General features: G+C 57.1%; 9 protein-coding genes and 1 pseudogene. 8 read left to right on the top strand and 2 right to left on the bottom strand.

Annotation, left to right across the window (positions count from 1 at the left end; all coding sequences use genetic code 11):
* Positions 1-150: 150 nt before the first annotated feature.
* From L6R21_15920 to L6R21_15905, 4 genes are all read left to right on the top strand, one after another.
* Entirely contained in the window at positions 151-3,168 is a 3,018-nt protein-coding gene (locus tag L6R21_15920; GenBank protein ID MCK6560680.1) for a T9SS type A sorting domain-containing protein, read from the top strand.
* A gap of 124 nt (positions 3,169-3,292) precedes the next feature.
* A complete protein-coding gene (locus L6R21_15915; protein ID MCK6560679.1) occupies positions 3,293-6,304 on the top strand; it encodes a DPP IV N-terminal domain-containing protein in 3,012 nt (1,003 codons plus the stop codon).
* Positions 6,305-6,422: 118 nt separating this feature from the next.
* Positions 6,423-7,274 (top strand): DUF5683 domain-containing protein, encoded by an 852-nt coding sequence (locus L6R21_15910; GenBank protein ID MCK6560678.1) that lies wholly within the window; start codon positions 6,423-6,425, stop codon positions 7,272-7,274.
* A gap of 35 nt (positions 7,275-7,309) precedes the next feature.
* Positions 7,310-8,050, top strand: a complete 741-nt coding sequence (locus L6R21_15905) for a hypothetical protein (protein MCK6560677.1) — start codon at positions 7,310-7,312, stop codon at positions 8,048-8,050.
* A 103-nt stretch (positions 8,051-8,153) separates the two neighbouring features.
* On the opposite strand, the pseudogene L6R21_15900 reads toward L6R21_15905, so the two are convergent.
* Both L6R21_15900 and L6R21_15895 read right to left on the bottom strand, forming a co-directional pair.
* A pseudogene (locus L6R21_15900) lies at positions 8,154-8,579 on the bottom strand (Uma2 family endonuclease).
* 48 nt (positions 8,580-8,627) lie between these two features.
* A complete protein-coding gene (locus tag L6R21_15895; GenBank protein MCK6560676.1) occupies positions 8,628-9,008 on the bottom strand; it encodes a hypothetical protein in 381 nt (126 codons plus the stop codon).
* Positions 9,009-9,027: 19 nt separating this feature from the next.
* On the opposite strand from L6R21_15895, the gene L6R21_15890 reads away from it, so the two are divergent.
* The 4 genes from L6R21_15890 (at position 9,028) to L6R21_15875 (ending at position 11,812) form a co-directional block, all read left to right on the top strand.
* The gene (locus L6R21_15890; protein MCK6560675.1) at positions 9,028-10,341 is read left to right on the top strand and encodes a cyclic 2,3-diphosphoglycerate synthase; all 1,314 of its coding nucleotides are present in this window, start codon (positions 9,028-9,030) and stop codon (positions 10,339-10,341) included.
* Positions 10,342-10,359: 18 nt separating this feature from the next.
* Positions 10,360-11,313 carry a carbamate kinase gene (gene arcC, locus L6R21_15885; protein MCK6560674.1) on the top strand — a complete coding sequence of 318 codons (954 nt, stop codon included), beginning with the start codon at positions 10,360-10,362 and terminating at the stop codon, positions 11,311-11,313.
* A 41-nt stretch (positions 11,314-11,354) separates the two neighbouring features.
* Positions 11,355-11,540, top strand: coding sequence for a hypothetical protein (locus L6R21_15880; protein ID MCK6560673.1), 186 nt, complete (start codon positions 11,355-11,357; stop codon positions 11,538-11,540).
* Between the two features lie 113 nt (positions 11,541-11,653).
* Positions 11,654-11,812: a hypothetical protein gene (locus tag L6R21_15875; GenBank protein MCK6560672.1), complete on the top strand. Its 159-nt coding sequence runs from the start codon at positions 11,654-11,656 to the stop codon at positions 11,810-11,812.
* The last annotated feature ends 467 nt before the right edge of the window (positions 11,813-12,279 follow it).

Here is a 12,279-nt window from a genome sequence, read left to right as displayed (position 1 = left end):
TTTGCCAGCTCCGCACCTGAGGCAAATTCGACCGGCTGGCAATCCCCGCGTGCGCGTTTGCGCCCGCATTATCGCGCCAGCCAGCCCAGTCAGCGCCTGCTGCAATCAGCGCTTCTCGCAAAATCCTCTTCCGCTTTCACAGCAGCCGTGTTGCCAGATACGCTCGCCATTCTCGCCCTGCGCGTCGAGTTTCAGCGCGATGCCAGCGAGCAAACCACCGGCGATGGCGGCTTCATGCTCGCGGCGGATCCCAACAAGACCATTGATCCGCCGCCGCACAATCGCGCCTATTTCGCCGCCCAGCTCACCGCCCTGGCGAACTACTACAAAAACGTCTCGCAGGGCAAGGTCACGCTGACGTTCGAAGTGTGGCCGAACGATGACAACGCCGGCTATCAGCTTGCGCAGGAGATGAAGTATTATGGCCCGGGCCGCGACAGCGCCGAGCGCGACCGCCGCCTGGCCGAGCTGCTGCGCGACGCCATTAACGCTGCCGATGCTGCCGGCGGGGTGGATTTCTCGCGCTTCGACAGCTTCATCGTTTTTCACGCCGGCATCGGCGAGGATTTCGACGAAGAGATCGACAATACCCCCAATGACATTTCCAGCGCCTTTTTGAACCTGAATGATTTGCGCAAAGACCTGGGCAACAACGATCCGGGCTATCGCGGCATCGCGGTGCAAAACGGAACATTCTTTGTCGAAGATGGCATTCTGCTGCCGGAAACCCAATCGCGCGAGATTGCCGGCAGCGGCTTGATCGAGTTCGGCTTGCTCGGCACCTCGACGTTGATGTTTGGCTATCAGCTCGGTTTGCCAAATCTATTCAATACCGAAACCGGCGCCTCCGGCATTGGGCAATTTGGCTTGATGGATCAAGGCTCGAACAACTATCAAGGCTTGATTCCGGCGCAGCCCGAGGCCTGGTCCAAGGTTTTTCTCGGCTGGGAAGAGCCAATTGTCATCACCAGCGGCGAGAATTTTGAAATCGCGGCAGCGTTGGCCCACAATCCCAATAAGATCTACAAAATCCCGATCACCGACAGCGAATACTTTCTATTGGAAAACCGCTCGCGCGACGTCAACGGCGATCGTATTGCCTCCGGACGCGACGTCAACGGCGTGCGCATTCAATTTCGCGAGAATGATTTTGCCGCGGAGCAGGCCATCAGCGTGATTACGCAAGTCGATGAATACGATTTCGGTTTGCCGTACACCGTTGATCAAAACAACCGCGCCTTGCCCGGCCCCGGCATTTTGATTTGGCATATTGATGAAAGCATCATTCGCGCGAATTACGCCAGCAACCGCGTCAATGCCGACGCTGATCACCGCGGCGTCGATCTCGAAGAAGCTGACGGCGCGCAGGACATCGGGCGTTTTTATGGCTTTCTCGATCCCGGCTCCGGCAGCGAGCTGGGTTTGCCCGAAGACGCCTGGTGGTCGAAGAACCCGGTGATCACGGAATATTTGCGGCCCGATGAGCCGGTGAGTTTTGGCCCCAAAACCATTCCGAGCACTGCCGCGAACAACGGCTCGAATACCGGCATTGTGATCACAAATTTTTCCGATATTGCGCCGGTGATGACATTCTCCCTGCGCAATCAATTTGCCGTGCCGAACTTTCCGCAATATGCCGGAGGCAGTGCGGCTGTGGTGCTTTCGCCCATGCTGGCGGATCTCTCCGGCGATGGCAGAACGGACATTGTCGCGGCAACTGTTTCCGGAGAGATATTCGCGTGGCAGGCGGACGGCAGCAAAGTCATCGCAAACGGTGACGTGGCAACCGTCACCCAACCCAACGGTTTGACGGCGCAGATTCCGCGCGCAACCTTTGTTGAGGGCGGGCCGTTGGCTTCTCCGCCCGCGCTTGCCGACGTGGTTGGCGACGGCCGCGCGGAAATCATTGCCTTGTTGCAAGAGGGGAAACTCCAGGTCTGGCAGGCAAAAGATGACGATGGCAATGGCCGTGCGGATTTGGCCTGGCAGGTTGAGGTGGGCGCAACCCAGTCAAACGTGGTTGTGCGTGCAGAGACGAAGAATATTTTTTGCGGCAATGAAGCCGGCACGGTTTTCTCATTTACCGGCGCCGGGGAATTGCGTTGGCAAACCGCGCTGCAACGGCCGGTGCGGGGTCTTTCTCTGCTGGGAAATGGTTTGCTGGTGGCCCTGGATAATGGTTCGGCTATCTTGAGCGAGGAGGGCGTTGCAGTTTTCAGTAACCCACCGTTGCCGCTCTCGCGCGGGCCGGCGCCCAACGGCGCATTTGCAATTGCTGATGTCGACAATGATGGCCAAATCGAAGGTTTGGTTGCGGAGCAGGATGGCCGGTTGTTTTTTCCGACCAATCAAGGCGCTGAGCAAGTTGTGTTGGATTTCGGCGACGCTATTGGCGGACTGGCGATTGGCGACCTCAATCGCGACGGCCGCAAGGAAGTTGTGCTGGCTGCCGGGAATCAACTGTTTGCCGTGAACTACAACGGCGTGCTCACCGAGAATTTTCCTCGCAAAATTGGCGCACAACAGAAAACTGCCAATGCAGCGCAGGATTTGATATCGCCCATCATCGCAGATGTGGATGGCGGCGGCGGGCGGGAAATAATCGTGCCTGGCGTTGACGGCAACGTTTATGCCTATCGCGGTAATGGCTCTTTGGTGGAAGGATTTCCGCTGGCGCTGCCGGGGCCGGGTCACGGCTCTCTTGCGGCCGGTGATCTCGACAATGACGGCAAGCTCGAACTCGTCGGCGCTTCCGGTAGCGGTTTTGTGCATGTGTGGCGCATGCCCGAAAGCAGTGGGCAAGCGGATTGGCTGATGTATCACCGCGATGCTGCGCAAACTAGCCTCAATCCGGCGCGCGAAACACCGGTGATTGCAGAAGGCAAGCTGATGCCGGAACAATCGGTTTACAATTACCCCAATCCGGCGCGCGAGGGTTCCACGCGTATTCGCTATCGCCTGAACGGCACCGCGAAAGTGAAAATCTCGATCTTTGATACCGCCGGCGATTTGGTGACTGAGCTTGAAGGTCCGGGACTGGCGCAAGCCGACAATGAGGTGGAATGGCAGCTCGAGGGCGTGCAAAGCGGCGTATATCTGGCGAAAGTCGAAGCCCAGGGCGAAACCGAGAAGGTGATGAAGGTGATCAAAATTGCAGTGGTGAAATAGCGCTGGAACTGCTAAACAGAGATATGGAAATGAGATTTGGCAGCAATGCGGATTCAGATTTCAACATGAGGCGATTGCCGTGAATCGTTTGCAAAAATGTTCTGCCATCGCCGCAGTTGGCGTTATGGCAGTGTTCGCAACCTTTGCTCACGCCCAGGACGAGCCGCGCTGGACCCATCCCGAGCTGAAATGGAACACCATCGAAACCGAACACTTCTTCGTCCATTTTCACGACGGCGCCGAGCAAACCGGAAAACTCACGGCCAAGATCGCCGAGGAGATTTACACACCGATTACCTCGCTGTACGGCTATGAGCCTGACGGTAAGGTGCATTTCATCATCAAAGACTATGATGATTTTTCCAACGGCGCGGCCTACTATCTCGACAACAAAGTCGAAATCTGGGCGAGCGCGATGGATTTTGAATTGCGCGGTACGCACAGTTGGCTGCGCAACGTCATCACGCACGAATACACGCATATGATTTCGCTGGGCGCGGCGCGCAAAATCACGCGGCATATTCCGGCGGCCTATGTGCAGTGGCTCGGGTACGAGGACGAAAAGCGCCCGGATGTGCTTTACGGCTACCCCAATCGCATTCTCTCCTACCCGCTGCCTTTCACCGTGATGCCGCCCTGGTTCGCGGAAGGCGTGGCGCAGCATCAGCGCCCCGAGCTGGAATATGATTTGTGGGACGCACATCGCGACATGCTGCTGCGCACCGCGGTGGTGGAAAACAAGCTGCTGACCTATTCCGAAATGAACGTCTTCGGAAAAAACAGCATTGGCAGCGAGCGGGTTTACAATCAGGGCTATTCGTTGGCGGGTTACATCGCAAGGGACTACGGCGAGGCTTCCTTGCAGCAGATTGCCGCCAACATGCGCAGCCCGTTGCGTTTTTCGTTTGACAGCGCCATCAAAAAAGCCACCGGCAAAAGCGGCGATCAAATTTATGACGAGTGGAAGCAACACCTGCAGGAAGCCTATGCGCAGCAATTGCGCGAGATTCAGGGGCATACCGTAACCGGCGAATGGGTGCAGGCCAAAGGCTCGGGCAACTTCTACCCGCGCTGGTCGCCGGACGGCAGCAAACTGGCTTATCTCAGCAATGTCGGCGCGGATTATTTGGGCCAGACCTCGTTGGTGTTGCGTGAGGGCGTTGACGGCAAGGATAGATTGATCAAGGCCGGTGTGCATTACGCTTTTTCCTGGTCGCCTGACGGCGCCCAGCTCGGCTACTCGCGCAAATCTGGAAAAAATCCGCATCACTCGGTCCTGTATGATTTGTATCTCTACGACATCAAGAATAAAAAAGAAAAGCGCCTGACGCATGCCGCGCGCGCACACAGTCCAAGTTGGTCGCCCGACGGCAAAATGCTTGCTTGTGTGGTCAATGGTGACGGCAGTCAAAACATTGCGCTCTATGATATCGCGGCCGATCGACTCAAGCTCATCACCTCTCACAAGACCCAGGAACAAGCCTACACGCCGCAATGGTCGCCGGACGGCCGGCAGCTTTTGTATTCCTATTCGCATGCGCGCGGTCGCAATTTGCAGCTTTACGACGTCGCGAGCGGCGAAATCACTCCGGTCAACTTGCGACATGCGATCATGGGTGAATCATCGGGCGCCAAGCCCAGCGATGCGCGCGACGCGGTGTTCAGTCCCGACGGCCAGAAGATCTATTTCAGTTGGGATGTGACCGGCATATTCAACCTCTACAGCTATGATCTCGCCACCCAACACGTCACGCCGCTGACAAATGTGGTGGGCGGTGCGTTCATGCCTTCCGTCAACGGCAACGGCGAATTGGTGTTTAGTACGTTTGTGGCCGAGGGCTACAAAATCGCGCATCTCAAAACACCACAGCCGGTGCCGCCCGAGGTCACACAGTATCTGCCTTCTCCCGGCAAGAACATACAACTGGCCGCGGTCAACGGTGATCTTGCGCATCTCAACTTGAGCGGTATTAAGCACGGCGCCTATGACGACAAGCAGATTCCCAATTTCGAAGCCAAGCCTTACCAGGATCACTACTCGGCCATTGCAGTTCTGCCGCGCGTGATGATGGATTATGGCACGGTGAAGCTGGGCAGCTATTTCTACTCCAGTGAAATGCTCGATAACCTCAGCTTCATTGGCGGCGCGGCGATCAATCGCGACAAGGACTATGACCTTTTTCTGCTGGTGGACTATTACAAGCTCGGGCCGCAGTTGTTTCTCGAAGCCTATAATCAAGTCCGCCACGCCGGCGCCGACGGTTACGGATTTCTTTACAATTTGACTGAAGTCGATCTGGGCACGCGGCGGGCGTGGAACAGCCAGCATCATTCCCAGCTCAGTTTCATTTACAGCCGCTACAATGCCAAGATCTCGTTCGTCGATCGCGGCCTGAAGCAGAGCTTCGGATACACCTATTATCAAGGCAAAGCCCTGGCTTTTCGTCATTCTTTTCACCAGCGGGTGCGCGCGGTGGACGGCGAAATCAATCCCCGCATGGGCCGCGAGGTTGAATTGCGCTACACGCGCGAGTTCAACGACTTCATCAATTCCGATCCCGAAAAAGCTTTTACGTTGACGGATTATGGCACGTTCGTCGAAAACTATGAGCCGCACAACGTGCATCGCGTTGAGTTGGATTGGACCGAGCGTCTGCCGTTGCCCGGGCGCACGGGCCTGACGCTGTATGGCCGCGGCGGCTGGCTGGATCGAGACGTGAACAGCTTCTTCTACTTTTTTGCCGGCGGCCTGGATGGTGTGCGCGGCTATCCTTACTACAGCATGGAAGGCCGCTATTTGCTGCACGGTCGCCTGACCTATCGCTTTCCGTTGTTTCGCCATCTCGATTTGTCGTTGCTGCATCTTTATCTCGACAAAATCTACTTCGCCGTGTCGTACGATTACGGCGGCGCATTTTCCAAGACCAAGGGTTTCAGCGACAAACTGCACGACAGCGTCAATCTGCAATTGCGCTCGGAGATGTTTTCGTTCTACGGCTTTCCGACGCGGGTTTCGTTCGATGCCGCATATGGTTTCGACAAATTCGTTCTGCGCCGCGAGGGCTATGCTCCTCTCACTTACGGCAAGGAATGGCGCTATTACCTGACGGTCGCCTTCGATTTCCTGGACAATTAGCGTTCGTCCGGGAATGTCCCAACCTCGGCGGTGCCGAGGCCGGGCAATGCCAAGGGCATCATCAAATCTCGCTCGACGACACCGTTTGCTTCACCCATTCGACTACAGGATACTTCATATGCGCAACTCGAAGTCTATCTGGCGGCTGTTCTTGCTGATCGGCGCCCTTGCCGCCGCCAGTCACGCGCAACCGGCAACCGATGCCACCGCCGTGGCTACGTTGGAATTTCCGCTCGCGGCCTGGTGTCAGGCTGCCCAGCAGGATCTGGTCTGGAGCAATCATACGCCTGATCTCGCGCTGCACGCCATGTTTCAGGAAGAGAAGCCGGCGGCCGTGCGCCGATCGGTGGCGCGCGCGGCGATTTTTTCGGCCGTTCTTCCCGGTGCGGGCCAGGTCTACAATCGTTCCTATCTCAAAGGGCTTTTGTTTCTGGGAGTGGAAGTGGGCGCGTGGGCGGCCTATGCCAAATACAACAGCAGCGGCAACAGGAAAACTGACCAGTTCGAGCGCTTCGCGGATCAGCATTGGAGTGAAAGCGAATATTGGGCCTCGATTGACCGCGCCTTCGGCTGCAGCCCCAGCGATCGCGAGTGTGAAAAGCAGAAGGAACGCGAGAATTTCAGTCACTATCTGCCGGATACGAAGAACCAGACGTACTATGAGAATATCGGCAAATACGATCAATTCAATGCCGGTTGGGATGACAGCATCAGCGGCGAAATTCTGCAGCGCGATTCGCAAAACCGCCTGGCTTACACCACCATGCGGCGTCTGGCCAATGATCAATTCCGCAAGGCTACGCTTTCTTCGAGCGTAGTCATGGTCAACCACTTGGTGAGCATGGTCGAAGCAGCCTATTCGGCGCACAAATTCAATCAGGCGCAGACCAAGGGCACTTCGTTCGGCATGAAATTGAAGAAACACCACGATGAATTGATGCCGGTGCTGGCGGTGCGCGTGGTGTGGTAGGCGTTGGTGAATTCCGTTGCGAAAGACGAAATCCAATGAATCTCAATCGAATTCTTGTTGCGGCGATGTTGCTTGGCCCCGGTTGGGCTTTAGCGCAAGATACTCACACTTCTCCGCGGGCCGCGGCGGTGCCCGGGCAAGAAGCGCATCTGGCCGCTGCGGACGCAGCCACGCCGCCAGAGGCGACGGGCAAGCGCATCGGGATTGGCAGCGCGTTTTTGCGTTCCGCGCTGATTCCCGGCTGGGGGCAGAAGGTCGTGGGCGCGCGCACGGCCGCACGGAATTACTTCGTCGCCGATGTGACGCTCTGGATTGGCGTGATCTCATTCAACGTGTACGGCAATTGGCTCCGGGATGATTATCGCCTGCTGGCGGTGGAGCATGCGCAGGTGAAGGCCGCAGGAAAGAGCGACAAATATTTCGTCGATGTTGGCAATTACGCCAGCCTGGAAGATTACAACCAGTCCCGTTTGCAGCGCCGTGACGTGGCTTCGCTGTATGATCCGGCCACCCACTATTGGCGCTGGGATTCCGAAGCCGAGCGCGCACGCTTTGACCGCACGCGTTTGCGCAGCGAGCGCGCTTTCAATCGCGGCGAATTGGTGATTGCCGGCATCATCGCCAATCACATCATCAGCGGCATTCATGCGGCCTGGCTGGCCAATCGTCACAACTCACGGTTGGAGCAGCCCAAGCAGGCCGCAGCCTATGTTCCGGCGCTGGGGGTGAAATCAAACGGGGAGGAGATCCGGTTGTCGGCGCAGTGGGAATTTTGAAAGCCGGAGAAAGGAAGAAGATAATTCAAGCAAGAATGCCCATCTCTTTTGCCCTCGCCTACGTGTCAAACTCAGGACCCTGCCGCAGCCATTCGCGCTTGCTTCAAAAGCCCGGCACGGCCACCGAATGAATCTTGCCTGCCAGCGGCGCAATCGGATGATAGCGCCGATCCTCACCCAGTGAATAAACCGCCACCCGCTGTTCTTGCCGATCGCTGATCCAATACTCCCGCACGCCGGCGGCCTCGCATTCGAGCTATTGCTCATGCCAATCGTGAAGCGTGCTTGCCAGGGAAACGAACTCCGCCAGCACATCGGGCGCGCCCTCGAAGTGGGTTTCGTGGATGAGATGATTGCGGGATTTTTCAAAAAAGATCGCGTCAGGATTGCGCCGCAGGCCGGGGCGCAAACGAACTTGCACGTTTCCGACGGCAAACCCCCAGCCCAGGCCGTTCTGGGAGGCAAACAAATCAAACAAGGTGGCAAACCACGTTTCCTGCCTGCTGGTCCACGTTGATTCCGGCGACATGACAATGATCTCTACATCGGTGCAATCGGCTTTGGTGTCCTCCTCGCATCACGTCGCAAACTCCTCTTCGGTCGCGAAAAACAGCGAGGCCGGCGTTTGTGTTTCGGCTGGTTCGACGGCAACGGCGCATGGCGATCGTCCCTCATACAAATCCGGTATTTTGAAAGTGCTTGCAGGCGGTGCAACAGGAGAGAATGAGACGGCGCAGTGATCACGCGGCGGCTGCGATTGTGGCAGAGCTTTGCAAGAGCGCGGTTCCAAATGCAAAATTGGAATTTTCGCGACGCTGCCGGCCTTGCTGCCTTCGTCCGATCGTCTCCCAAGCTTGCAAATCACGTCATTTTCCGCTATATTGCCCGCGTTCATTTTGATCCCGAATCTCATCTGTTCACGTTGCGCGAGGTGAACCGGGCTGAACAGTGACGGCAACCACAGAAGGAATTTCATCATGGCGAGAACCCGAGTGCTGATTATGGGAGCTGCGGGACGCGACTTCCACAATTTCAATGTCACGTACCGTGAGCGCGAATCTCATGAAGTCGTGGCTTTTACTGCAACGCAAATTCCCAACATCGACGGCCGGCGCTATCCGGCGGCCCTGGCCGGCAAGCTCTATCCGCAAGGCATCCCCATCCATCCGGAGAGTGAGCTGGTGGATTTGATCCGTCGCGAACGCATCGATGAAGTGGTTTTTTCTTACAGCGATATTTCCCACGAATATGTGATGCACCAGGCGAGTCTAGTTAATGCCGTGGGCGCTTCTTTCACGCTGCTGGGCACAGGCGCGACGATGCTGCCTTCCGCCAAACCGGTGATCGCCATTTGCGCGGTGCGCACCGGCAGCGGCAAGAGCCAAACCACGCGGCGGGTCGCGCAGATCCTGCGCGGGTTCGGCAAGAAACTGGTGGCGGTGCGGCATCCGATGCCCTACGGCGACCTCGCCGCCCAGGCCGTGCAGCGCTTCGCCAGCCTCGCGGATCTGGCGGCGCACAACTGCACGATCGAAGAGCGGGAGGAATATGAGCCGCATTTGAACATGGGCACGATCGTTTATGCCGGCGTCGATTATGCCGCGATTCTGGCCCGTGCCGAGCAGGAGGCTGATATCGTGTTGTGGGACGGCGGCAACAATGACACGCCTTTTTTCAAGCCCAGTTTGCACGTCGTCGTGGTGGATCCGTTGCGGCCCGGCCATGAAACCCGCTATCATCCCGGTGAGACGAATTTGCGCATGGCGGATGTGGTCGTCATCAACAAGGAGGTTTCGGCAACGCCGGAGAACATCGAGCGGGTGCGGCAGGCGGTGCGCGAGCACAATCCCGCGGCCATCATTGTGGATGCCGCTTCGCCCATCACCGTGGCGCAGCCGGAGGTCATTCGGAATCAACGTGTGTTGTGCATCGAAGACGGCCCCACGCTGACGCACGGCGAGATGACGCTGGGCGCCGGTATCGTGGCGGCCCGGCGCTTCGGCGCAAAGGAGCTGGTCGATCCCCGGCCCTTCCTGAAGGGCAGTCTGGTCGAAACCTTCCGGCGCTATCCGGGTATCGGGACCTTGTTGCCGGCCATGGGCTATGGCGACCAGCAGATTCGCGATCTCGAAGCCACTATCAATGCCACGGACTGCGACAGTGTGATCATCGCGACGCCGATTGACTTGCGGCAACTGTTGCAGATCAACAAGCCCAGCACGCGCGTCACCTATGAATTGCAGGAAATCGGCCGGCCGACGCTCGCCGAGGTCTTGCAGCGGTTCGCCTGAGCTATGAATGAAAAGTGCATGGTCATCGCCATTGGCGGCAACGCGATCACGCGCGAGTTTGAAGACGGCAACATCTACCAGCAGTTTGCCAACACGCGCCGCAGCCTCAAGAGCCTGGTGCGCTTGATTGCGGAAGGGTATCGCGTCGTGATCGTGCATGGCAACGGCCCGCAAGTCGGCAATGCGCTCATTCGCGTCGAAACCTCGCGCCATCTCGTGCCCCCCTTGCCGCTGGGTGTGATCGTCGCCGATCTGCAAGGCGGCATGGGCTACATGATTCAGCAATCGCTGCAAAACATGCTGCACCGGCACGGCCTGCAGCGGGACGTCGTGACTGTGGTGACGCAGGTGGTGGTGAATCCGGATGACCCCTCCATCAAGCAGCCGAGCAAATTCGTCGGGCCGGTTTACACCGCGGAGCAAGTGCCGGAGCTGCGCGAACGTTACGGCTGGCAAATGAAGGAAGATCTTGGTCGCGGCTGGCGCCGGGTGGTGCCTTCCCCCGAACCGGTGGCAATTGTCGAGCGCAAGGTCATCCGCGAGCTGGTGCATCTCGGGCACATCGTGATTGCTGCGGGCGGCGGCGGCATTCCGGTTTACTATGATCAACACGAACGCCCAGAGCTGCTGGAAGGCATCAACGCCGTGATCGACAAGGACCTGGCCGCAGCGGTGCTGGCCAAGGACATTGGCGCGGACGAGCTGGCGATTCTGACGCCCATCGAGAAGGTTGCGATCAACTACCGCCAACCGAATGAACAATGGCTCGATGGCATCACGCTGGCCGAGCTGAAGCGCTATTACGCCGAAGGCCATTTTCCGGCGGGCAGCATGGGTCCGAAGATGCGCGGGGCGATCAATTTCCTGGAAGGCGGCGGCCGGCGCGTGGTGATCACTTCGATCGACGCGTTTGAAGAGGCCTGGCAAGGCAAGACGGGAACCGTGGTGTCGGCGGAAAAAATGCTTGATTGAAGCCGGAATGCTGAGCAGAGCGTTATACCTGGGCGGGTAAGATGCTGATCGTGTATTCGCACAACGGTGTTCCAATCCGTTTGACGGACGAGCGGTGGCAACATATCGTTGATCGTCACGTGGAAATGCTGGACCAGAAGAACCATGTATTAGAAACAGTGGCGGAACCCGAGATGATACCAGCGGGTGATTTCGGTGAATTGCATGCCATTCGTTTCTATTCATAGACGCCGTTGACGCGCAAGTATTTCGCGGTTGCCTATCGGGAGATCGGGACATCGGACGGTTTCATTGTGACGGCCTATTTGACGGGTCGACCTTCAGCACGGAGGAAAGTTCTATGGAAGCGGTAAAGATTTTGGAAAAACCCACAGCCGTCGATTGGGATTATGATGAAGAATCGGATGTTCTTTATCTCTCTCTTGGCAAGCCTCAACCCGCTCTGGGCATTGACATTGGCGAGGGGGGTGATTCTCCGTTACGATGCAACCTCCAATGAAGTTGTGGGACTAACTCTCATCGGGTTGCGGGCCAGACTTCTGCAAAATTTGCCGCATGTGCGTCAATCCGAAGCGATTTGATCTTTTTGATTGTCAGTGGAATCAGAATGCCAAAATTTGAAGGAAAACTCACGATGGCACGAGCTGAATGAATGTTTCAGAGCGATCGAAATTATCCCTCTAAACTGTCCGGGAAGGGCAATCGCAGATGCACGAATATCAAGCCAAATAAGTTTTGCGCAAATTCGGGGTGAGGGCGCCAAAAGGCAAAGTCGCAAAACGCCGGAAGAAGTGGGCGTCAGTGGCTATCCCAAAAATCATGTATCCGATAAATCACGAGTTTGGGAGAAGCAGAATATGCCCCAAGTGCCAAAAGTGCTCTACGGCTTCTAGCCCAACTTCCGCAGTTGCTGGATCTAAATTTAGTATTTTCAATAGAAGGGGTCAAAAAGTCTTCACTACAACT

Source organism: bacterium (assembly GCA_023150945.1).
Classification (GTDB): domain Bacteria; phylum Zhuqueibacterota; class Zhuqueibacteria; order Zhuqueibacterales; family Zhuqueibacteraceae; genus Coneutiohabitans.
This window is presented reverse-complemented; position numbering and strand designations above follow the sequence as displayed.